A 22,332-nucleotide genomic window follows, 5' to 3' on the forward strand; every position below is an offset into this window, starting at 1 on the left:
CATGCGACTTGATGATTGCGCTTGATGATTGCACTTGGGTTCGATTAACTGGCGCGCATGGGCAGATCGGTTTCGAAGAAGAAGGCGTTCGTCGCGGGCGACGAGGAATCCGCGCGCGGGCGGCTGCTCAGCGCGGCAACGCACCTGTTCTGCAAGAACGGCATCAACGCCACCGGGATCGACGCCATCATCGACGAAGCCGGCACCGCCAAGACCACGCTCTACAAACTGTTCGGATCGAAGACCAACCTCGTCAACGCCGTGCTGGAAAGCGAAGGCAAGGCGTGGCGCGAATGGTTCATCGGCGCGATGGAAGAAGGCGGCGGTGACGCGCAGGCAAAGCTGAAGCGGATCTTTCCGGCGCTGAAGCGCTGGTTCGCCGAGGAGCGCTTCTACGGCTGCCCCTTCATCAACGCGGTCGCCGAGCATGACAAGGACGCCAAGGCGTTCCGCAACATCGCGCTACGGCACAAGAAGGTCGTGCTGGCGCATATCGAAAAGCTGGCGAGCGAAATGGGCGCCGCCGAGCCGCAGATGCTGGCGCATCAACTCGCGCTGTTGATCGACGGCGCCATCGTCGCAGCGATGGTGTCGCGCGATCCGGGCGTGGCGGATACCGCCGGCCTTGCGGCAGGCTCGCTGTTCGGGCCTTCCAGGGCAAGGAAGCCGAAACGGACGAGTGCGGCTGAACAACTCGTCGCGGTGTGAATCCGGCCACGGCAATACCGCCTGGCTCGAAGGCGATCAGGGTTTTTTGTTGAGCCTGCGAAGCTCGACTCTGGCCGCGAACCATTCCAGGTAGTGCCTCGGGCAGGTATCTGCAGCGAGGCGCAGCAGCCGCATCGCCTCATCCGTCCCGCCCTGTCCCAACGCCAGCTCGCCGGCATAGAAGTTTGCCTCGCAGACCTGCCATCCCGTCTTGGTCGGCCTGGCGTCCTCCGCAGCCTTGAGCACTCCCTCGAAAGTCGTCTCACCGAGGAACAGCCGGATGATCGGCGCGGGCCATTTCGACATGTCGATCCTCGCTGTGGCCTCATCGAGCTGGCTCGGTTGGCCGTTCTTCCGCCGCGCGAGGTCGAGCCAAAGCTGCGTGTAGGGATCCTTCTGATCGAGTTCGTTCGACCGAACGAAATCGTGAAGCGCTTCTGACCAGAGGCCGGCCTCGAAGTGGACGATTCCGCGCCAGCGATGGGAATAGGCGTTTTTCGGTGCAAGCTCGATCGCCTGCCCGATTGCGGATAGTGCCCGATCGAACTCGCCGTTCATGCGAAGAGCTGTCGAACGGTCAAAATAAAACCGGGGATCTTTCGGATTGAGCTCGATGGCTTGATCGAACTCGGCCAGTGCCAGCTCAACGTTGCCGCTGTTGATGTAAACGCGGGCTCGGCAGGATTGGCCGACCCCTCTTTCCCGGCTGATTTCAATGGCTCGATTGCAGTCAGCGACAGCGCGGTCCGACTCGCCCTTGACGTTGTAGGTGAAGCCACGGCCGAGATAAGCCTGGACATTCTCGGGATGAATCTGAAGAACCCGGCCGTAGTCCGCGATCGCGGCGTCAATGTCTCCATTGGAGAAGTAAGCGCCAGCGCGTCCCAGATAGGCGTGAACGTTCTTTGGATCGAGTTCGACAGCCTTGTCGTAATCGCTGTTCGCAGCATCGACGTCGCGCTTGTGGCGGTATGCAGATGCACGGCCAAGTCGGGCGTTCACGTTGGTCGGGTTGTGTTCGATGATCCGACTGTAGTCGGCAATGGCAAGGTCCACCTCGCCTTTTTGAAGATAGAACATGGCGCGCCGAAAGTGCGCAACGATCACGCTTTGCAGCATGCCTGTCGTCGATTCGATCACGGCGCTGCAACCTGCGATGCGATCGTCCACACTGAAATTTCCGACCGCGTTGCATTTCGCCGGCAGCGGCAATTGTGCGTTAGCGGCCGAAAACGATGCGGGCAACATACCTATCGTCGCGATCAACGCCGCAGCAGCGAACGCGCCACAACCTCGTTTCGTCACCTCAGCTCCCAAAGCACCCCGACGGGAAGATATCCGGAGGTTTGACGTCACGCCACAATTTTTAGTTGAGCCACCGAAGACGTGGCATGGTGATCGCGGGCTTTATGTCGCTTCTGGAATCGTCGCCGCAAGTCGCGCGAGTTCCTGCTCCAGATCGGCCTCGACGTCGCCGACCCGCATTTCGACCACGCGATAGTCGCGCGCCTCAAGCCACGCCTTCCGCCCGGCGCGATCGGCGACGATGGCTTCCGACTCGTTGGCGTTGACCAGCTCGATCGCCAGCCGGTGCACAAAGGAGACGAAGTCCGGAATATGGCGCCCCACCGGCGTCTGGCGCTTGAACTGGCCGGCGAAGCGGCGGTCGCGGGTCAGCGCCTGCCACAAGATCCGCTCGGCATCCGTCGGGTTACGCCGCAACAGCCGGGCCAGCCCCCGCACGGTCGAGCTGTCGCCGGGTACGGCCGGCCCCTGTCCGTGCTCGGCCAGCAGCGCGCGCAGCCGCGTCGCCTGGTCGCCGTCGAGCACGCCGCCCTTGGCCGGTCCCTTGCGGCCCTCGGCAATGGCCATCACCACGCCGTGCAGCGTGTGCATGTCCTGCTTGGTCGGGTCCATCCGCGTAAAGATGTTGCGCAGGTTCACCAGCATGGTCTCGCGCTTCTCGCGCGGGCGCAAGAATTCGACCTTGTCGAGTTCGCGGACCAGATTGTCGAAGAACGCCTGCATCTGGTGCTGCGACGCCGGCTCGGAGCGTTCCGGCATCGTGAACGGGAGGTCACCGCCGGTCGAATGCTTGAAGCACTCATAGCCCACCAGCAGCACCGCCTGCGCCAGGTTCAGCGAGGCAAAGCCCGGATTGACCGGAAAGGTGATGATCCGGTTGGCGAGCGCGACCTCCTCGTTCTGCAGGCCGTAGCGCTCCCGCCCGAACAGGATACCGGCCCCGCCGCCGGCCCCGACATGGGCGACGATCTCGGCGGCCGCCCGTTCGGGACCGACCACCGGCTTGGCCTGGTCGTGGGCGCGGGCCGTGGTGGCGAACAGCAGCGTCAGGTCGGCAACCGCCTGCTCGACGGTATCGAATAACTGCGCGCCATCCAGAATATGGTCGGCCCCGGCCGCCGCCCGCTGGGCGGCGATGTTCGGCCAGCCGTCGCGCGGCTTGACGATTCGCAGGCGCGACAGCGCGAAATTTCCCATGGCGCGCGCGGCCATGCCGATGTTCTCGCCGAGCTGCGGCTCGACGAGGATCACAACGGGTCCGGCTAAGTCCAAACCAGCCTTTGTCTTGTCGGTGCCGGACATTCCTGCGTTCACTTTCTGCGTCGACTGGCGATGACCGGCGATCCACCAGGTCCCCGCGGGGCCGCCTTCGATTGCCTGATTGAGATAATTTCTCAAGCAAAATAGTGGGGTTAGCACCCCTATTCGAGCCCTTTTCAAAGGCCCGAGGTGCCGTCTTTCATATGAGGGGCGGTCGAGGGGATCCCGGCGGCGAGGATACGTCGATGAGCTGGAATGAATCCGATATCCTGAATGCCCGCCGGATCATTCTCGGCGCGGCGCTGGACATGCTGGCGGGAAGGCTCACCTTTATCGAAGGTGCGCGCAAAATTGTTGCGGCTCGCCGGGCGGCCAGACTGGACGATTGGGACCCGGATCTGCTCCCCTTCGTCGGCATCGATTCCGAAACCGAAGCCCTGCCGTTCGGCGAGATGAGGGCGCATTGGCAGCCGGCGGCCCTGGATGCCCTCCGGCCCGAAATGGATCGCATGGAAACGTGGGCTCGCGAGATCGGCGAACCCCATTGCCGAAATCTTGTGGTGCGGTTTTCCAGTTCTTAACCCGGCGGCTCACAAGGGCGGCAATCTAATCTAAAGGATGGGCAAAAACTGCATAGCGGCTTGGCTTTCGCCGGCCGGGTTGCAGTGCTATAGCCCGCTTATAATCACTCCATGCCGCCCGCATCGGCGGTTTTCCGAGAAAAGGCCCCTTCCACATGGCAAAAATCAAGGTGTCCAACCCCGTCGTCGAACTCGATGGCGACGAGATGACCCGGATCATCTGGCAGTACATCAAGGACAAGCTGATCACCCCGTTCCTGGATGTCGAGCTGCTGTATTTTGACCTCGGAATGGAATACCGCGACCAGACCAACGACCAGGTCACGATCGACGCGGCCAACGCCATCAAGAAAGTCGGCGTCGGCGTCAAATGCGCCACCATCACCCCCGACGAAGCCCGGGTGAAGGAATTCAACCTGAAGGAAATGTGGAAGTCGCCGAACGGCACCATCCGCAACATCCTCGGCGGCGTCGTGTTCCGCGAACCGATCATCTGCAGCAATGTGCCGCGCCTCGTTCCCGGCTGGACCAAGCCGATCATCATCGGCCGCCACGCCTATGGCGACCAGTATCGCGCCACCGACATCAAGTTCCCCGGCAAGGGCACGCTGTCGATGAAATTCGTCGGCGAGGACGGCACCGTGATCGAGCGCGAAGTCTTCAAGGCTCCCGGCGCCGGCATCGCGATGTCGATGTACAATCTCGACGATTCCATCGCCGACTTTGCCCGCGCTTCGCTGAACATGGGCCTGGCGAAGAACTATTCGGTCTATCTCTCGACCAAGAACACCATCCTCAAGGTCTATGACGGGCGCTTCAAGGACATCTTCCAGGACATCTTCGACAAGGAGTTCAAGGCGAAGTTCGACGCCAAGAAGATCACCTACGAACATCGCCTGATCGACGACATGGTGGCCGCGGCCATGAAGTGGTCCGGCGGCTACGTCTGGGCCTGCAAGAATTACGATGGCGACGTGCAGTCGGACACCGTGGCGCAGGGCTATGGTTCGCTCGGCCTGATGACCTCGGTGCTGATGACGCCGGACGGCGCCACCGTCGAAGCCGAAGCCGCGCACGGCACGGTGACCCGCCACTACCGCGAACACCAGAAGGGCAAGGAGACCTCGACCAATTCGATCGCGTCGATCTTCGCCTGGACCCGCGGCCTGTCGCATCGCGCCAAGCTCGACAACAACCCGCAGCTCGCGAAGTTCGCCGATACGCTGGAGAAGGTCTGCGTCGCGACCGTCGAGTCCGGCTACATGACCAAGGATCTCGCGCTCCTGGTCGGCGCGGAGCAGCGCTGGCTCTCCACCACCGGCTTCCTCGACAAGGTCGCGGAGAACCTCGAAAAGACGATGGCGGCGTAAGCCGCCCTTCACGTCTCTCTCCACATCCATGCCAGCGACGAACGCGAAGCGTTTGCGCAAGGGGACAGAACGACGAACAATCCATCTCCGCTGGGGGCTCGATGGATTGTTCGGCGCCTGTCATCGGACGCGTTAGCGCGGCCCGCTGGCTCGCATTGCCCAAAGACCCAACGACGGAGCTACCAAGGTGTCGTCCCCCAAGAAGTCCCTATTGAAGAATGCCCTATTCGAGAATGCCGTACTGACTGCCGTTTTCCTTGTCGGCTCGCTCGCGACTGCGGCCGCGCAGACCGCCCTTCCCGACGCCATCGCCGCCCCGGGTGAAACGGCCATTCTCAAGCTGCATGCCGAAGGCGCACAGGTCTACGAATGCAAGAGCACGGACGGCGCGCTCAGCTGGACCTTTCGCGAGCCGATCGCGACGCTGTTCCAGGACGGCAAGACGGTCGGCCGGCATTACGCCGGCCCGAGCTGGGAAGTCAGCGACGGCAGCGCCGTCGTCGCCCAGGTCGCCGGGACATCGCCGGGCTCCGTCGCCATGGACATTCCCTGGCTGAAACTCACCGTGACGTCGAAGCGCGGCAACGGCGTGCTCAGCGCGGCAACGACCGTGCAGCGGATCAACACGGTAGGTGGAAAGCTGACGGGAGCCTGCTACAAGGCAGGTGCTTATGAGAGCGTCCCCTACGCGGCAGATTACATTTTCCTGAAGAAGGGCTGAACCGGCGCCGACACCAGGAGGTCAACGATGCTGTTCATGGTGATCGAGCGCTTCAAGAACCAGGACCCGATCCCGGTCTACAGGCGCGTGCGTGATCCCGGCATCACATTCCCGGAAGGCCTGACCTATGTCGGCAGCTGGATCGAACCCAATTTCGACCGCTGCTTCCAGTTGATGGAATGCGACGATCTGCGCCTGCTGCAGCAATGGGTGCTGGCCAACAACCGCGACCTCGGCATGACGTTCGAGATCGTCCCCGTGGTGCCGAGCAAGGAAACACGGGAAGTCGTGGCGCCGTATCTGGACTGAAGGAATGAGCTGCTAAGTTAGCTCAGCCTTCAGCCTGGTCCCGACCGTCGTCCATCGCGCCGAATTCCATCACCGGCATGATCCAATAGACGAGGCCGGCTCCCGCGAATGCCGTCTTGAGTCGAGCGAGCAATCCCACCGCGTCCTGCTGTTCCAGGATTATTCGCACCAGCACCTCGTCGGCGTGACCTTTGACCTGCTCGGCCGTGGTGCGCAACCGTACCGCCGGACCGTGGCCTGCCCCGTCAGACGCGGTGAATCCCGATACCAGATCGCGCTGTTCGCCGAGATAGTCGAACAGCTCCTCCCGTAGCTTGCGAGCCGCGATCAGCGTCAGGCAAACAGGTTGAACCGTCATTTGGCCCCCTTCGCGACGCCGCCGAACCGACGATAGAGGATTGGTAGAAGGATCAGGGTCAGAAGCGTCGACGACAGCAATCCGCCGATCACCACGATCGCCAGCGGCTTCTGGATTTCCGACCCGGGACCGGAAGCAAACAACAGCGGCACGAGCCCGAGCGCGGTAATGCTCGCGGTCATCAGCACCGGCCGAAGCCGCCGCCTGGAGCCCTCCACGACAATACGGGCCTCCGGCACGCCATGAGCGCGCAACTGATTGAAATACGAGACGAGCACGACGCCATTCAGCACCGCGATGCCGAGCAGCGCGATGAATCCGACCGAAGCCGGAACCGACAGATATTCACCCGTCAGGGCAAGCGCGAACACGCCGCCAATCAGCGCGAAGGGGATGTTGACCAGCACCATCAGCGCCTGGCGGATCGAACCGAAGGTGGTGAAGAGCAGAACGAAGATGAATCCGATGGCGACCGGGACGACGATCGACAGGCGCGCGGCGGCGCGCTGCTGGTTCTCGAACTGGCCACCCCAGGTCAGCCGGTACCCCTGCGGCAGCACGAGGTCCGTGGCCACCTTCCGCTGCGCTGCCTGGACGAAGCCCACCATGTCGCGACCGCGGACGTTGGATCGAACAACGCTCATGCGACCGCCGTCCTCGCGGTCGATCTTGACGGGACCGTCAACCCGGTGAATGCGGGCGACCTGTGAGAGCGCGACGTGCTGTCCGGACGCGAGCGTCAGCGGCAGGTTGGCGAGCAAGGTAGGCGCTTCGCGGGTCTTCTCGCTCCCGCGCAGCAGTATCGGGGTGCGACGCCCCTCCTCCAGGGCGGTACCGATGGTCCGGCCCTCGATCTGGGTGCGCAGCGAGGCGGCAATCGTATCGACGGCCAGACCGAGACGGCCCGCCTCCAGCCGGTTTACCGAGACCGTGTAATACTGCGCGCCTTCGTTGAGCGTGGTATACACGTCCTCGGCGCCATCGATCCCGGACAGGATCGCCGACAGCTTGCTTGCGATCTCATTGAGCTTCGTGATGTCAGGACCGAAGATCTTCACCGCAACATCGCCGCGGACACCGCTGATCATCTCCTGAACGCGCATATCGATCGGTTGCGTGAACCCGAGTGACAGTCCCGGAAAGTCGGCGAGCACCTGACGGAGCTGCTGAAGCAGCGCGGCCTTGTCGGGCGTCTTTCTTTCTTCAGGCGGCTTCAGGACCAGGAACGTGTCGGTCTGGTTGAGCCCCATCGGATCGAGGCCGAGTTCGTCCGACCCGGTACGGGCAACGATTTCTGCGACATCAGGCACGCGCGCAAGAATGGCAGCCTGAAGCCTGGCATTGATCGCGTTCGCCTGATCGAGATTGACCGACGGAATGGCTTCAACGCTGACGATGATGTCGCCTTCGTCCATGGTCGGCATAAATGTCTTGCCAAGGTTGGTGTAGGCAAAGCCGGCTGCGACGAGGGCCGCGACCGCGGCAACCATCACCTTACGCTCATTGGCCAGCGCCCAGTCCAGTGCAGGCGCGTAGCCGCGTGAAGCAAGCCGGATCAGCCACGGTTCGCGGTGCGGGGCCGCCTTGAGCAGGAATGAGGTCGCGACGGGAATGACCGTGAGCGCCAGCAGCAGCGAGGCGGCGAGCGCAAAGATGATTGCGAGCGCCACAGGCGTGAACAGCTTGCCCTCGAGTCCCTGCAGCGCCAGCAGCGGCACGAAAACGATGATGATGATGACCACGCCCGTCGAAACCGGCTCCAACACTTCGCACACCGAGCGGAACACGATATGGACCAGCGGGGCCGTCTTGCCTTCCGGTTTCTTGCTCAGATTGCCGACGATATTTTCGACGACGACGACCAGGGCATCGATCAGCATGCCGATCGCGATCGCCAGGCCACCCAGACTCATCAGATTGGCCGACATGCCGACCATCCGCATGACGATCAGCGCGATCATGATCGCGAGCGGCAGACTAAGCGCGATCACCAGCGAGGCACGCCAGTTGCCGAGAAACAGCAGCAAGAGGACGACGACCAGAACCGTGGCTTCCGCCAATGCCCGCACGACGGTTTCAACCGCACGGCCGACCAGCCGGCTCCTGTCGTAAAACACGTTGATGGTCACGTTCTTCGGCAGGGCTGGCTGCAGCTCCTGCAAGCGCTGGCGGACGTCGCGCACGAGCTGACCCGCATTGGCGCCGCGCAGTCCGAGCACAAGCCCTTCGACCGTTTCGCCGCGACCACCGACCGTGACGGCACCATAGCGCGTCAGGGAACCGACCCGAACGCTGGCAACATCGTTGACCCTGGTCGGAATGCCGTCCCTGACGTCGACCACGATGGCCTTGATGTCGTCGATCGAGCGAATGCTGCCTTCAATGCGGACAAGCGCAGAGTCCTCGCCCTGATTGACGCGGCCGGCGCCGTCGTTGCGGCTGTTGGTCTCGATCGCGCGCCGAAACAGGTCGTACGAAATGCCGCGTACCGCAAGCGCGTCACTGATCGGCACGATCTCGAAAGCCCGGACATGACCACCCAGCGAATTGACGTCGGCGACGCCCGGGACGGTACGCAGCGCCGGGCGGATCACCCAATCGAGCAGACTTCGCCGCTCCGCCAACGAGAGATCGGGACTGTCGATCGTGAACATGAACATTTCGCCGAGCGGACTTGTGATCGGCGCGAGACCGCCCATCACGCCCTCCGGAAGATCCCGCGCGATATTGGACAACCGTTCCGAGACCTGGTTGCGCGCCCAATAGATGTCGGTGCCGTCTTCGAAGTCCACGGTGATGTCGGCGAGTGCGTATTTCGTGGTCGAGCGAAGGATCTTCTTGTTGGGCAGTCCCAGCAGTTCGAGCTCGATTGGCACCGTGATGCGCTGTTCAACTTCTTCGGGAGTGAGGCCCGACGCCTTCATGATGACTTTCACCTGGACAGGCGAGACGTCGGGAAACGCGTCGATCGGCAGGCTGGGCAGAACGGCAGCGCCGGCGCCGATGAGCAGAAGCACGCTCAGGGCAACGAACAGGCGCTGCGACAGCGCGAAGGCGACAAGGCGCTCGAGCATTATTCGGCCCCAAGCCCCAGCAAAATCCCTCGCAGGGCCGTGATCCCGCTGACGGCGATCCCGTCCTTCTCCGTGATCGCACCCGAGATCACGACGTGATCCTGATCTTCGGCGAGCAATGTCACAGGCGTCAGGCGAAAGCCGCCCTCGATTGCGACGAAGACCGACGTCGTGTCGCCACGCCGTACAAGCGCGCTGGAGGAAACCTCCCAGGCGCTTTCACCGGCGGAAAGAAAGCTGATCCGTACCGCGGCCGTTTGCCCGGGGCGAAGCTCACCCGTATTCGGCACTTCTGCGCGCACCAGGATCGTTTGGGTTGCCGCGTCCGTGGTTTCCGAGACCAATATGACCACGCCGGAGGGCTCGTAGCCGTCGATTTCCACTCTTGCTCCCGATCGAATGGCCCGGATGCTCGATGCCGGCATCGCAATCTCGACCCACAAGGTCGACAATCGCGCAAGCTTCACGAGTGGCGCCGACTGCTCAACCCGCTGGCCTGGAGCAACCAAGATTTCGACTACTGTCGCCTGCTGAGGTGCAGTAACCGAAACCGCAGCCTTGATCGCCGCCTCGCTGGTCAGGAGTGCAATAGCTTCGTCGGAGAGACCGCTGAGCCGAAGCATTTGCCGCCGCTCCGCCACCGCGACGCTTGCCTGCCGGGCTTCGGCCTGGCTGGTCTCCAGGACGCGTCGAGGCACCGCCTTGCCCTCGAACAGGTCGGTGTTCCGTCTGAGCTGCTGGGCGGCTAGGACGTCCTGCGCGAAGGCATGCAGATAGTCCCGTTGCAGCGAAACAAAACTCGGGCTCTCCAGCGTGACGAGCGGCTGTCCGACATCGACGCGGTCGCCTCGCGCAACCGATAGCGCATTGACCATGCCGGCCACGGGAGCGCTGACCACCCACAACTGGGGGGTCGGGATAACAATCTGCGCCGGATATGGCAGCGTCTGGTCAATTCGGCTCGATACGGGATGAACGACACGAACGCCCAGGGTTTGCATCTGCGCAGGACTGACCTTCACCTCGCCCTCGGCCGAGGCCGGCGACATGTTGGCGGGAGCAATCAGGGCAAGCGCAAATATGACCCGAGGCAGCCTCCGCCAAAAGCAAAGACTCAGGATCGCCTCAACGTGGCTCATCGGCAAGAAACCATATGATCTGGTGGCGCCCCCAAGCCGCGCGTCCGTCGGGCTTGAGTAGTCTGTCCAGGCTCCTGTGCCTTGATTTGCGTCAAGTGGCGGATGCGATGAATGCTGCCGCAGCCGTTCCCTCGCCGCCGGTGCCCACAAGCAGGTCGTCAGTCCCGCTCCGCCTGCGCGATCTCGGCGGGCGCAAGATCGCCTTTCAACAGTTCCGCCGTATCGGCCAGCCGCGCCTCGGCGGTATCCCTCACATGGGCGGCGAGATCGGGCAGCCGCTCGATCAGGGCGTGAAAATCCTGCGCGTCCAGCGCCAGCAGTTTGGTCTTGCGCGTCGCGGTCACCGTGCCGCTGCGCTTGGTCCGGTGCAGCAGCGCGATTTCACCGAAGAACGTGCCGTTTGACAGCCGCACCCGCTGGCTCGGCAGTTCGATCTCGACCTCGCCCGCGGTGATGAAATACATCGATGCGGCCGGATCGCCGCGCCGCACCAGCACCTCGCCCGCCTCGATGGTCTGCGCCCGCAACAGCCGCATGACATCGATGATTTCGGAGGCACCGAGATGCGCGAAAAGCGGCACCCGCGCCAGCATCGCCCAGGTGACGATGAAGTCGCGCCGCCGCACTTCGTCGGTGAAGGCGCGCGAGACGATCGCGACCGGCAGCGCGATCATGGCGAAGCCGACGACGATGGCGAACACCGTCACGATCTTGCCGAGCGGCGTCACCGGCACCACGTCGCCATAGCCGACGGTGCCGAGGGTTACGATCGCCCACCACATCGCCTGCGGAATGGTGCCGAACTTGTCGGGCTGTACGTTGCGCTCGAGCGCGTAGAGCAGCGTTGCGAACAACAGCACCGCCCCGGTCAGGATCACGACGCAGCCGAACAGCGTGCGGCGCTCGGCCTGGAGCGCCGACAGCAGCGAGCGCAGCGCCGGCGAATAGCGCACCAGTTTTAAAAACGGCAGCATGCCCAACAGCACCAGCGCGTGGCGGTCGCCCACAGCGAGCGCGATCGCCGACGGCAGGAACGCCAGGAGATCGATGAAGCCGAGGCTGGAGAAGACGTATTCCAGCCGGGCCCGCGCCGGCGGCACCGCGCGAAGCGAATGCCCGGCCACGCTCCACAGCCGCGCCAGATATTCCAGCGCGAACGCCACGACGGCGATGATCTCAATTGACGTGAACAGCCAGCCGTAGCTGGCGTCGAATTCCGGCACCGAAGCCAAAACCATCGCCGACACGTCGAGGACGATGATGGCGACGATCAGTTGGGCGAAGCGCGAGCCGACCGAATGCGGCAGATGATCGTGTTCGAGCAGTTCGTAGATGCGGTCCCGGAGGTCCGGCTCGCTGCTGGCGGGTTTAACCGGAACGGTGGCCAACATCTCTCTCCACGACAACACGGTGTGTGCCGGTGATCTCCCTCGCCCCGCTCTTCGGGAAGAGAGCGTAGGCGGCCTCCGGGCCGCCGTCCTCACTCAACAACAATGAACGCCGATGCGAAGCATCGGCCATGGTGAGGGGCTGCCTCCGCAAATTCGATAGATAAGATCCGTGGGGAGCCCCCTCACCCGGATTGCACCGTACGATGCTTCGCATCGACAAGGCAATCCGACCTCTCCCGCAAGCGGGGCGAGGTAAGGAGCCTTTAGAGCCCTCAGGCGCCGGGCCATCGCCTGCTCGATCGCTGGCAGCGCCGCGTAGCCTTGGCGCCGTCGGCCTGCGCGATGTCGGGCCGCGCCGCCGCCCTTGCCGCCGAGCCCCCCTGCCGACCAGTTCGACCGCGTTCAAGCAACATATACATCAACCGGCTCATGCGACGCTCAAGCGATTTGGAGCACGCCCACTTTTGGCAAGCCTTGTCTGGCATCAACAGGTTGGCCGTCGGCTGCACCACTGCCTCGCATGATCCTCGCCATGCTTGATGGCGCGCGCATAGCACCCTGTTCGAGGGCCCATGCATTGTCGGTACGCGCCATTACTGTAGGCGTTATCGGCGCGCGCAATTCCTGACAGCGGCCTGCCTGTGGGTGGGGTTACACCAATTGCCTGTGGAGGCGTTGGGCGTTTTATGCAGCGGCCATTCTGCTCTACTTCACGATCACCGCACTCAAGGGGGCAGAGCCCCTCAGGTTTGCTCTTGAGCAGTTCAAGGAGTTGAGCGGACGGCGCCTCGGGAACCGACGACAATTTGGCGTAACGCGCAAACGTTCGAACTGCAGGGTTCGACGACCGCTTGGGCCAACTTTCATCGATCTGTCCGGAATAGCAGCCGATACGCTTGAGCTCTATCTTGATGTTTTTGATCAAGCTCGTTGTTGCTGGCGGACTGACGGCCGCCGTCTCGGCGGCAAGCGATGCGACTTGCTGCGGCAGCTGCTCTTGAGGTTTGGCCTCGACCGCGCCTGTGCCAGCGGCCTTCTCATCCATCTGACGGAGTTCCGCAACCGTCTCGGCTTTGACTTTCGTCACCGCGGTTTTCTCGGCCGCCGCGTTTTCCGTAGTCGCCCGTACCTGTTCGGCCGCAGCTACCTTTGCCTGTTCGACCTGCTTTGCTTTCTCCGCCGCGACTCTTGCCTCTTCGGCTGCTCGGGCCTGTACCGCTGCCTTGGCTTGTTCGGCCTGCTTCGCACCTTCGGCTGCGAGCCGGGCTTTTTCCTCAAAGGCCAAGCGCGCCTTTTCGGTCGCCGCAATGCGCGCTTCTTCCGACGCAATCTTGTTCAACTGTCCTTTGGCAAGGTTGGCATAAAACCCTTCCGGAAATTGCGCAAGGAATGCCTGCCAACCCTCTCTGGTGTTAAGTTGCAGGGCGAGCTCGTAGTCGCGGCGCATCTCGGCTTGAGGGTTTGCCAGGGAATTGACAGCAGGTTTCGCCGGAACCAACGGAAAATCGTCGCCGCCAAGCGAACCATAAACATAAGGTTCCTGCCGATTGCTCGTCTTCTTCAGGACGTCATCTCGGACAAAGCCGAACGCCTTGCGCAAATCAAGACCCGGCGTCGCGATGTGTTTGATCAGAGCCGACGTGAACGGGCTGTTCTTGTTGTCACCGTCGGATGCCGTTGAACCTGCCTTCGCAGCAAAAGCAATTAGCGTGTTTGGACTGGTCGGTTCAATCTTTGCCAGACCCCGACCAACCGCGCGCGATCCAATCGTTCGCTTCATGGTTTTGACAAATGGGTTGTCGCGGCACGCGTCAAGGATCACAAGCCTGAGCTGCTTTGCCGGCTCTATCGTCACCAAAATCCGGTCTAGCGGAAACGCCTCATCGTAGACGTCGAGGTCACGCTCCAGTGCAGCGTCAACCGGGATAATGTAATTTGTTCCGTCGACCTCAATTCCGTGACCCGCATAATAGACAACGGCGACATCGGCATCGCGAGACTTCTCGGAAAAATCCCGGAAAGCCCGGCGCATATCGGCAGTCTTCAAGTTACGGCGGGAATCCACCACATCGAAGCCCGCTTCCTTCAAGGTTTCTGCCATCGCGGTCGCATCGTTTGCCGGATTGCCGAGGCGAGAAACGTTCTCATAGGTGGAGTTGCCGATCACGAGCGCTACGCGCTTTTCGGCAAGAGCGGGCTCGCCAAGAAGCAAGCCAACCCATCCTGCAATTAACATCGCGCCAAGCCTGCGCATGAAAACACCACCCGCTATCATAAGCTGAGTCTATCATCCCATCTCATGACCGCAAATGTGCCGGCTCATCTGTGATAGAAATCACAAAAAGCACAACCTGCCTGGCCTCAGGCGCCGGCCATCGCCTGCTCGATCGCCGACAGCGCCGCGTCGGCCTTGGCGCCGTCGGGGCCGCCGGCCTGCGCCATGTCGGGCCGTCCGCCGCCGCCCTTGCCGCCGAGCGCCTCGGAGCCCTTGCGCACAAGTTCGACCGCGTTGAAGCGCGTCGTCAGATCGGCGGTGACGCCGACCACGATGCCGGCCTTGCCGTCCTCGGTGACGCCGACGATGGCGACCACGCCGGAGCCGATCTGCTTCTTGCCGTCGTCGACCAGGCTCTTGAGATCCTTGGTCTCGACGCCCTCGACCGCGCGCGCCAGCAGCTTGACGCCGCCGGCTTCGCGCACGCCGGCAGCGGCGCCATTGCCGGCCGACGTACCGCCGCCCATCGCGAGTTTCTTGCGCGCATCGGAGAGATCGCGCTCGAGCTTCTTGCGCTCTTCCATCAAGGCTGCGATACGCGCCGGCATCTCGTCGACCGAGGTGCGCAGCTCGGAGGCCGCGTTCTTCGCCAGCGTCATCGTGTCGTTGGCGTGCTTGCGCGCGTGACGGCCGGTCAGCGCCTCGATGCGCCGCACGCCGGAGGCGACCGCGCTTTCGCCAGTCACCGAAATCAATCCGATATCGCCGGTGCGGCGCACATGGGTGCCGCCGCACAGTTCGACCGACCAGCCGAGCGCATTCTGCCCCTGCTCGCGCGGGCCCTTGCCCATCGAGACGACGCGGACCTCGTCGCCGTATTTTTCGCCGAACAGCGCACGTGCTCCGGCTTCGCGGGCATCATCCACCGCCATCAGCCGCGTCGTCACCTCGTCGTTTTCCAGCACGACTTCGTTGGCGATGTCTTCCACACGCGCCAGTTCTTCCGCCGTGATCGGCTTCGGGTGCACGAAGTCGAAGCGCAAACGATCAGGCGCCACCAGCGAACCGCGCTGGGCGATGTGGTCGCCGAGCACCTGCCGCAGCGCCTCGTGCAGCAGATGCGTCGCCGAGTGATGCGCGCGGATCGAGGCGCGCCGGCCGTGGTCGACTTCGAGCTGCAGCGGCGTGCCGACCTTCAGCGTGCCCTGCTCCACCGTGCCGACATGCACGAAGAGATCGCCGGCCTTCTTCTGCGTATCTGACACCCGGAATTTCACGCCATCGCCGCTCAGCAGGCCGGTGTCGCCGACCTGGCCGCCGGATTCCGCATAGAACGGCGTCTGGTTCAGCACGATCGAGCCGCTCTCGCCGGCCTTGAGGCTGTCGGCATCCTTGCCGTCCTTGACCAAAGCGGTGACGACGCCTTCGGCGCCCTCGGTGTCGTAGCCGAGGAATTCGGTGGCGCCGAGTTTTTCCCGCAGGGGAAACCAGATCGTCTCGCTGGCGGCGTCGCCCGAGCCCGACCACGACGCCCGCGCCTTCACACGCTGGCGCTCCATCGCATCGGTGAACGACGCCTGGTCGACGCTGATGCCGCGCGACTTCAGCGCGTCCTGCGTCAGGTCCAGCGGGAAGCCGTAGGTGTCGTACAGCGTGAACGCCGTATCGCCGTCGAACATGTCGCCCTTCTTCAGCCCGGCGCTCTTCTCGTCGAGAATCGACAGGCCGCGCGACAGCGTCTTGCGGAAGCGAGTCTCTTCCAGCCGCAGCGTTTCCTCGATCAGCTTTTCGGCGCGCACCAAATCCGGATAGGCCTGGCCCATCTCGCGCACCAGCGCCCAGACCAGCCGGTGCATCAAGGGCTCGCCGGCGCCGAGCAGCTGCGCGTGGCGCATCGCGCGGCGCATGATCCGGCGCAGCACATAGCCGCGGCCCTCGTTCGATGGCAGCACGCCGTCGGCCACGAGAAATGCCGAGGAGCGCAGATGGTCCGCGATGACGCGGAACGACGCCACGTTCTGCGCGTCCGGCCCGCGGCCGAGCGCGGACGACGTCGCGTCGATCAGGTTGCGGAACAGGTCGGTCTCGAACACGCTGTCGACGCCCTGCAGGATGCAGGCCATGCGCTCCAGCCCCAGCCCCGTATCGATCGAGGGACGCGGCAACGGCTGGCGCTCCTCTTTCGTCACCTGCTCGAACTGCATGAAGACCAGGTTCCAGAATTCGAGGAAGCGGTCGCCGTCCTCTTCCGGGCTGCCCGGAGGTCCGCCCCAGATGTGCTCGCCGCGATCGATGAAGATCTCGGAACATGGTCCGCACGGGCCGGTATCGCCCATCGCCCAGAAATTGTCAGAAGTCGGAATGCGGATGATGCGGTCGTCGGAGAAGCCCGCGATCTTCTTCCACAGGCCGGCCGCCTCGTCGTCGGTGTGATAGACGGTGACCAGCAGCTTGTCCTTCTTCAGCCCGAAATCCTTGGTGATCAGGTTCCAGGCGAGCTCGATCGCGCGTTCCTTGAAGTAATCGCCGAACGAGAAATTGCCGAGCATCTCGAAGAAGGTGAGATGGCGCGCGGTGTAGCCGACATTGTCGAGGTCGTTGTGCTTGCCGCCGGCGCGCACGCATTTCTGCGAGGTGGTGGCGCGCTGGTAGGGCCGCTTCTCGACGCCGGTGAAGACGTTCTTGAATTGCACCATGCCGGCATTGGTGAACATCAGCGTCGGATCGTTGCGCGGCACCAGCGGCGACGACGCCACGATTTCGTGGCCGTTTGCTGCGAAGAAATCCAGAAATTTCGACCTGATCTCGTTGACGCCGCTCATGTTCATCCAATCGGAAAAAGGGGCCGGGTCAGGCGGCAACCAGCCTTTAACCTTCCGGCGGAAAGCTTTTAGACAAGGCGGCCTGCACTGTCCAGAAACTGTGCAAGCGGATGTTCAAGCGGATCATGGGGTTGCCGCAGCACACACATTAGGCGGCACTTCCCGTTGATAATGCTGCGGCTGCGTTGACAGGCTTGGCCGGGCTGTGTTTCTTTCCTATCTGTTCGACGTCACGTCGGGAGAGACCGGCTTCAGCGCCGGCGCCGAAGGAGCAACCGCCCCGGAAACTCTCAGGCAAACGGACCCTCGTGACGAACTGACATCTGGAAAGTGACGCCGGGCTTTGGGCCCAAGGCGTCCGCCGACGGGATAATACTCTCAGGCACAGCGACAGATGGGGCTTTCTTATCGGTTTTTCGGGGGCTGGTCCCCGGAACCCTTGAGGGTCCCTGAATGCTGGCGCGCGACCAATCTTCCCTGAAACGCACCCCGTTGCACGCGCTCCATGTGGCGCGCGGCGGCAAGCTGGTTCCCTTTGCGGGCTACGAGATGCCGGTGCAATACCCGGCCGGCGTGCTCAAGGAGCATCTGCATACGCGAAGCGCCGCCGGGCTGTTCGACGTCTCCCATATGGGCCAGCTCGCGCTGCGCCCCAAATCAGGTCAGGTCGCGGATGCGGCGCTGGCGCTGGAGCGGCTGGTGCCGCAGGACATTGTGGCGGTGGCGCCGGGACGGCAGCGCTACGCCCAGTTCACCAATGACGGCGGCGGCATTCTCGACGACCTGATGGTGGCGAATTTCGGCGACCATCTGTTTCTGGTGGTCAACGCCGCCTGCAAGGCCGAGGACGAGGCCCATCTGCGCGCGCACCTTTCCGATAGCTGCGTCATCGATTCGCTGAGCGACCGCGCGCTGATCGCGCTGCAGGGGCCGAAAGCCGAACAGGCTTTGGCGAAACTTTGTGCAGACGTCACCGCGATGCGGTTCATGGATACCGGGCCGCGCAAGGTCGCCGGCGTCGACTGCTTCGTCTCGCGCTCCGGCTATACCGGCGAGGACGGCTTCGAGATTTCGGTCCCGGCCGCACAGGCCGAAGCGCTGGTGACGGCGCTGCTGGAAAACCCCGACGTGCTGCCGATTGGATTGGGCGCGCGCGACAGCCTGCGGCTCGAAGCCGGGCTCTGTCTCTACGGCCACGACATCGACACCACGACCACGCCGGTCGAGGGCGCGCTGGAATGGTCGGTACAGAAAAGCCGCCGCAGCGGTGGCGCCCGCGCCGGCGGTTTCCCCGGCGCGGAAAAGATCCTCTCCCATTTTGAAAAAGGCGCATCGCGCCGCCGTGTCGGCCTGCGCGCGCAAGGCCGTGCGCCGGTGCGCGAGGGCGCCATGCTGTTTGCGGACGCCGCCTCCAGCGAGCCGGTCGGCAAGGTCACCTCGGGCGGGTTCGGCCCGAGCCTCAATGCGCCGGTCGCGATGGGCTATCTGCCGACATCGCTTTCCGCCAACGGCACCCACGTCTTCGCCGAAGTGCGCGGCCAGCGCCTGGGCCTTGAGGTCGCGGCCATGCCCTTCGTTCCCAACACCTATAAACGCTAGAGGATTGTTCATGACGACGCTGTTCACCACAGACCACGAATGGCTCCACATCGAGGGCGATGTCGCCACCATCGGGGTCACGGATTATGCGCAGTCGCAGCTCGGCGACGTCGTGTTCGTTGAACTGCCCAAGGTCGGACGTAGCTTGAAGAAAGCCGAAGCCGCCGCCGTGGTCGAATCGGTGAAAGCCGCCTCCGACGTCTACGCGCCGATTTCAGGCGACGTGATCGAGGTCAACGAGGCGCTCGTCGCCGAACCCGCGCTGGTGAATTCCGACGCCGGCGGCAAGGCCTGGTTCTTCAAATTGAAGATCGCGGACAAGAGCGAACTCGGCGGCCTGATGGATGAGGCCGCGTACAAGGCCCATACGGCTTGATTGAATGAAGCATTTTGCCACCACACACTCCCCGTCATCGTCCGCGAAAGCGGACGATCCAGTACGCCGCGGCCTCTCGATTCAATCACAGGCTTCCCGGCGTACTGGATACCCCGCCTTCGCGGGGTATGACGGCTGGTGCGGATGTGACGAGCTTTAGAGGAAGAAACCCATGAACGCGCCGCTGAAAACCACCGCCGAGGCCGCCACCGATTTCGTCCGCCGCCACATCGGCCCCTCGCCCCGCGATATCGCCGCGATGCTCGAAACCGTCGGTGCGAGCAGCCTCGCCGAGCTGATGGGCCAGACGCTGCCCGCCTCGATCCGGCAGAAGGCGCCGCTCGATCTCGGCCGCGCGCTCAGCGAGACCGAGGCGCTGGCACACATGCGCGAACTCGCCGCGCAGAATGAGGTCTTCACCTCGCTGATCGGCCAAGGCTATTCCGGCACCATCCTGCCCGCGGTGATCCAGCGCAACATCCTGGAAAACCCGGCCTGGTACACGGCCTACACGCCGTACCAGCCCGAGATCAGCCAGGGCCGGCTGGAGGCGCTGTTCAATTTCCAGACCATGATCTGCGACCTCACCGGGCTCGACGTCGCCAACGCCTCGCTGCTCGATGAAGGCACCGCGGCGGCCGAGGCCATGGCGCTGGCGGAACGCGCCGCGCAGGCGAAGACAAAATCCTTCTTCGTCGACCAGGACGTGCACCCGCAGACACTCGCCGTGCTGCGCACCCGCGCCGAGCCGCTGGGCTGGAAGCTGATCGTCGGCGATCCGCTCGCCGATCTCGACGGCGCCGAGGTGTTCGGCGGCCTGCTGCAATATCCGGGCACATCGGGCGCGGTGCGCGACCTCCGGCCCGCGATCGCAGCGTTGCATGCCAAGGACGCGCTCGCCGTCATGGCCGCCGATCTGCTGGCGCTGACGCTGATCGTCTCGCCCGGCGAACTCGGCGCCGATATCGCGATCGGATCGGCGCAGCGTTTTGGCGTGCCGATGGGCTATGGCGGCCCGCACGCGGCCTACATGTCGGTGCGCGACGCGCTGAAACGCTCGCTGCCCGGCCGCATCGTCGGCCTGTCGGTGGATTCGCGGGGCGCGCCGGCCTATCGGCTGGCGCTGCAGACCCGCGAGCAGCACATCCGCCGCGAAAAGGCCACCTCCAACATCTGCACCGCGCAGGTGCTGCTGGCGGTGATCGCCTCGATGTACGCGGTCTATCACGGCCCCGAAGGCCTGACGCATATCGCACGCACGGTGCACCGCCGCGCCGCGGTGCTGGCGGCGGGGCTGGCAAAGCTCGGCTTCGCGCCGCCGTCGCAGGCGTTCTTCGATACGGTGACGGTCGCGGCCGGCGGCAAGCAGAACGAGATTGTGGCGCGCGCGCTCGGCGAAAAGATCAATCTGCGGATCGGCGACAACACGCTCGGCGTTTCCGTCGACGAGACCACCACGCCTGAGATTGTCGAGGCGGTTTGGCGCGCCTTCGGCGGCAAGCTGTCCTATGCCGAGGTCGAACTGACCGCGCGTCAAACGCTGCCGCTCACGCTGAAGCGTGACAGCGCGTTCCTCGTCCATCCGGTCTTCCATACGCACCGCTCGGAGACCGAGCTGCTGCGCTACATGCGAAAACTCAGCGACCGCGACCTCGCGCTCGACCGCGCGATGATCCCACTCGGCTCCTGCACCATGAAGCTGAACGCCACCACGGAAATGATTCCGCTGACCTGGCCCGAATTCGGCAGCCTGCATCCGTTCGCGCCCGCCGATCAGGCGCGCGGCTATCACGCGATGTTCAAGCGGCTCGAACGATGGCTGTGCGACATCACCGGCTATGACGCGGTCTCGCTGCAGCCGAATTCCGGCGCGCAGGGCGAATACGCCGGATTGCTCGCGATCCGCGCCTATCACCAAGCCCGCGGCGAGCCGCACCGAAAAGTGTGCCTGATCCCCTCCTCCGCCCACGGCACCAATCCGGCCTCCGCGCACATGGTCGGCATGGAGGTGGTGGTGACCGCCTGCGACGCGCGTGGCGACGTCGACGTCGACGACCTCCGCGCCAAGGCGGAGAAACATTCGAAAAACCTCGCCGCCGTGATGATCACCTACCCCTCGACACACGGCGTGTTCGAGGAGCACATCCGCGACATCTGCGACATCGTTCACGGCCATGGCGGCCAGGTCTATCTCGACGGCGCCAATCTGAACGCGCAGGTCGGGCTGTCGCGGCCCGGCGATTACGGCGCCGACGTCTCTCACCTCAATTTGCACAAGACGTTCTGCATCCCGCATGGCGGCGGCGGCCCCGGCATGGGCCCGATCGGCGTCAAGGCGCATCTGGCGCCCTATCTCCCCGGCCATCCCGCAACGGACGGCAGCGTGGTGGTCGGGCCGGTGTCGGCGGCGCCGTTCGGTTCGGCCTCGATCCTGACTATCTCCTACATCTACATCCTGATGATGTCCGGCGAAGGTCTGACGCGCGCCACCGAAGTGGCGATCCTCAACGCCAACTATATCGCGAGCCGGCTCGATCCGTATTTTCCGGTGCTCTACAAAAATGCAAAAGGCCGCGTGGCGCATGAGTGCATCGTCGATCCGCGGCCGCTGAAGGCGAGCAGTGGTGTTACGGTCGACGATATCGCCAAACGGCTGATCGATTACGGCTTTCACGCGCCGACCATGAGCTTTCCGGTCGCGGGCACGCTGATGATCGAGCCGACCGAATCGGAATCGAAAGCAGAGATCGATCGCTTCTGCGACGCGATGATCGCGATCCGCAGCGAGATCACCGAGATCGAGATCGGCCGCTGGAAGGTCGAATCCTCGCCGCTGCGCCACGCCCCGCACACCGTGCACGATATCGTCGACGACGCCTGGGACCGGCCCTACAGCCGCGCCACCGGCTGTTTTCCGGCCAGCACCTCGCGCACGGACAAATACTGGTCTCCCGTGGGGCGCGTCGACAACGTCTATGGCGACCGCAACCTCGTCTGCTCGTGCCCGCCGGTGGAGGATTACGCGCAGGCCGCGGAGTGATTTTGTAGAATGGGTTGAGCGCCAGCGAAACCCATCAATCACACGCACCGAAAGATGATGGGTT

The 22,332-nt window shown here is 63.7% G+C and carries 16 protein-coding genes and 1 riboswitch; of the genes, 8 read left to right on the forward strand and 8 right to left on the reverse strand.

What is annotated here, in order from left to right; translation table 11 throughout:
* Window positions 1-57: 57 nt before the first annotated feature.
* Window positions 58-708 carry a TetR/AcrR family transcriptional regulator gene (locus tag QUH67_RS24650; RefSeq protein WP_300941976.1) on the forward strand — a complete coding sequence of 217 codons (651 nt, stop codon included), beginning with the start codon at window positions 58-60 and terminating at the stop codon, window positions 706-708.
* 36 nt (window positions 709-744) lie between these two features.
* On the opposite strand, the gene QUH67_RS24655 is transcribed toward QUH67_RS24650, so the two are convergent.
* A complete protein-coding gene (locus QUH67_RS24655; protein ID WP_300941977.1) occupies window positions 745-2,013 on the reverse strand; it encodes a tetratricopeptide repeat protein in 1,269 nt (422 codons plus the stop codon).
* A gap of 102 nt (window positions 2,014-2,115) precedes the next feature.
* The gene (locus QUH67_RS24660) at window positions 2,116-3,315 is read right to left on the reverse strand and encodes a TrmJ/YjtD family RNA methyltransferase (protein WP_300941978.1); all 1,200 of its coding nucleotides are present in this window, start codon (window positions 3,313-3,315) and stop codon (window positions 2,116-2,118) included.
* Window positions 3,316-3,518: 203 nt separating this feature from the next.
* Between QUH67_RS24660 and QUH67_RS24665 the strand changes: the two genes are divergently transcribed.
* The 4 genes from QUH67_RS24665 (at window position 3,519) to QUH67_RS24680 (ending at window position 6,254) form a co-directional block, all read left to right on the forward strand.
* Window positions 3,519-3,854, forward strand: a complete 336-nt coding sequence (locus QUH67_RS24665) for a hypothetical protein (protein ID WP_300941979.1) — start codon at window positions 3,519-3,521, stop codon at window positions 3,852-3,854.
* Between the two features lie 155 nt (window positions 3,855-4,009).
* Entirely contained in the window at window positions 4,010-5,224 is a 1,215-nt protein-coding gene (locus tag QUH67_RS24670; protein WP_300941980.1) for an NADP-dependent isocitrate dehydrogenase, read from the forward strand.
* A gap of 241 nt (window positions 5,225-5,465) precedes the next feature.
* Complete coding sequence (locus QUH67_RS24675; RefSeq protein WP_300948166.1) at window positions 5,466-5,945, forward strand: DUF3455 domain-containing protein; 480 nt, start codon at window positions 5,466-5,468, stop codon at window positions 5,943-5,945.
* Between the two features lie 27 nt (window positions 5,946-5,972).
* Complete coding sequence (locus QUH67_RS24680) at window positions 5,973-6,254, forward strand: DUF3303 domain-containing protein (protein WP_300941981.1); 282 nt, start codon at window positions 5,973-5,975, stop codon at window positions 6,252-6,254.
* A gap of 22 nt (window positions 6,255-6,276) precedes the next feature.
* On the opposite strand, the gene QUH67_RS24685 is transcribed toward QUH67_RS24680, so the two are convergent.
* The 6 genes from QUH67_RS24685 to alaS form a co-directional block, all read right to left on the reverse strand.
* Window positions 6,277-6,612 (reverse strand): DUF3240 family protein, encoded by a 336-nt coding sequence (locus QUH67_RS24685; protein WP_300941982.1) that lies wholly within the window; start codon window positions 6,610-6,612, stop codon window positions 6,277-6,279.
* A complete protein-coding gene (locus tag QUH67_RS24690) occupies window positions 6,609-9,686 on the reverse strand; it encodes an efflux RND transporter permease subunit (RefSeq protein ID WP_300941983.1) in 3,078 nt (1,025 codons plus the stop codon). The genes QUH67_RS24685 and QUH67_RS24690 overlap by 4 nt, the downstream gene beginning before the upstream one ends.
* A complete protein-coding gene (locus QUH67_RS24695; protein ID WP_300948167.1) occupies window positions 9,686-10,825 on the reverse strand; it encodes an efflux RND transporter periplasmic adaptor subunit in 1,140 nt (379 codons plus the stop codon). Before QUH67_RS24695 ends, QUH67_RS24690 begins: the two co-directional genes overlap by 1 nt.
* 158 nt (window positions 10,826-10,983) lie before the next feature.
* On the reverse strand, window positions 10,984-12,216 hold the full coding sequence (locus QUH67_RS24700) for a cyclic nucleotide-gated ion channel (RefSeq protein WP_300941984.1): 1,233 nt from the start codon (window positions 12,214-12,216) through the stop codon (window positions 10,984-10,986).
* Window positions 12,217-12,700: 484 nt separating this feature from the next.
* Window positions 12,701-14,470 carry a caspase family protein gene (locus tag QUH67_RS24705; protein ID WP_300941985.1) on the reverse strand — a complete coding sequence of 590 codons (1,770 nt, stop codon included), beginning with the start codon at window positions 14,468-14,470 and terminating at the stop codon, window positions 12,701-12,703.
* 107 nt (window positions 14,471-14,577) lie between these two features.
* Complete coding sequence (gene alaS, locus QUH67_RS24710; RefSeq protein ID WP_300941986.1) at window positions 14,578-17,253, reverse strand: alanine--tRNA ligase; 2,676 nt, start codon at window positions 17,251-17,253, stop codon at window positions 14,578-14,580.
* Window positions 17,254-17,479: 226 nt separating this feature from the next.
* Window positions 17,480-17,569, forward strand: a riboswitch (glycine riboswitch).
* 137 nt (window positions 17,570-17,706) lie between these two features.
* Here alaS and gcvT point away from each other — a divergent pair.
* The 3 genes from gcvT (at window position 17,707) to gcvP (ending at window position 22,268) form a co-directional block, all read left to right on the forward strand.
* A complete protein-coding gene (gene gcvT, locus QUH67_RS24715; RefSeq protein WP_300941987.1) occupies window positions 17,707-18,852 on the forward strand; it encodes a glycine cleavage system aminomethyltransferase GcvT in 1,146 nt (381 codons plus the stop codon).
* Between the two features lie 10 nt (window positions 18,853-18,862).
* Entirely contained in the window at window positions 18,863-19,228 is a 366-nt protein-coding gene (gene gcvH / locus QUH67_RS24720; RefSeq protein WP_300941988.1) for a glycine cleavage system protein GcvH, read from the forward strand.
* Between the two features lie 172 nt (window positions 19,229-19,400).
* Complete coding sequence (gene gcvP, locus QUH67_RS24725; protein WP_300941989.1) at window positions 19,401-22,268, forward strand: aminomethyl-transferring glycine dehydrogenase; 2,868 nt, start codon at window positions 19,401-19,403, stop codon at window positions 22,266-22,268.
* Window positions 22,269-22,332 lie beyond the last annotated feature (64 nt).

The sequence above is a fragment of the Bradyrhizobium roseum genome, from assembly GCF_030413175.1.
Lineage (GTDB): Bacteria > Pseudomonadota > Alphaproteobacteria > Rhizobiales > Xanthobacteraceae > Bradyrhizobium > Bradyrhizobium roseum.

Excerpts from the sequence above, each read along its gene's own strand:
- QUH67_RS24670 (WP_300941980.1), top strand. The coding sequence starts at position 4,010 with ATGGCAAAAATCAAGGTGTCCAACCCCGTCGTCGAACTCGATGGCGAC.
- QUH67_RS24685 (WP_300941982.1), bottom strand. The coding sequence starts at position 6,612 with ATGACGGTTCAACCTGTTTGCCTGACGCTGATCGCGGCTCGCAAGCTA.
- gcvH (WP_300941988.1), top strand. The coding sequence starts at position 18,863 with ATGACGACGCTGTTCACCACAGACCACGAATGGCTCCACATCGAGGGC.
- QUH67_RS24650 (WP_300941976.1), top strand. The coding sequence starts at position 58 with ATGGGCAGATCGGTTTCGAAGAAGAAGGCGTTCGTCGCGGGCGACGAG.
- QUH67_RS24680 (WP_300941981.1), top strand. The coding sequence starts at position 5,973 with ATGCTGTTCATGGTGATCGAGCGCTTCAAGAACCAGGACCCGATCCCG.
- QUH67_RS24660 (WP_300941978.1), bottom strand. The coding sequence starts at position 3,315 with ATGTCCGGCACCGACAAGACAAAGGCTGGTTTGGACTTAGCCGGACCC.
- gcvT (WP_300941987.1), top strand. The coding sequence starts at position 17,707 with ATGCTGGCGCGCGACCAATCTTCCCTGAAACGCACCCCGTTGCACGCG.
- QUH67_RS24695 (WP_300948167.1), bottom strand. The coding sequence starts at position 10,825 with ATGAGCCACGTTGAGGCGATCCTGAGTCTTTGCTTTTGGCGGAGGCTG.
- QUH67_RS24705 (WP_300941985.1), bottom strand. The coding sequence starts at position 14,470 with ATGCGCAGGCTTGGCGCGATGTTAATTGCAGGATGGGTTGGCTTGCTT.
- alaS (WP_300941986.1), bottom strand. The coding sequence starts at position 17,253 with ATGAGCGGCGTCAACGAGATCAGGTCGAAATTTCTGGATTTCTTCGCA.
- QUH67_RS24665 (WP_300941979.1), top strand. The coding sequence starts at position 3,519 with ATGAGCTGGAATGAATCCGATATCCTGAATGCCCGCCGGATCATTCTC.
- QUH67_RS24690 (WP_300941983.1), bottom strand. The coding sequence starts at position 9,686 with ATGCTCGAGCGCCTTGTCGCCTTCGCGCTGTCGCAGCGCCTGTTCGTT.
- gcvP (WP_300941989.1), top strand. The coding sequence starts at position 19,401 with ATGAACGCGCCGCTGAAAACCACCGCCGAGGCCGCCACCGATTTCGTC.
- QUH67_RS24700 (WP_300941984.1), bottom strand. The coding sequence starts at position 12,216 with ATGTTGGCCACCGTTCCGGTTAAACCCGCCAGCAGCGAGCCGGACCTC.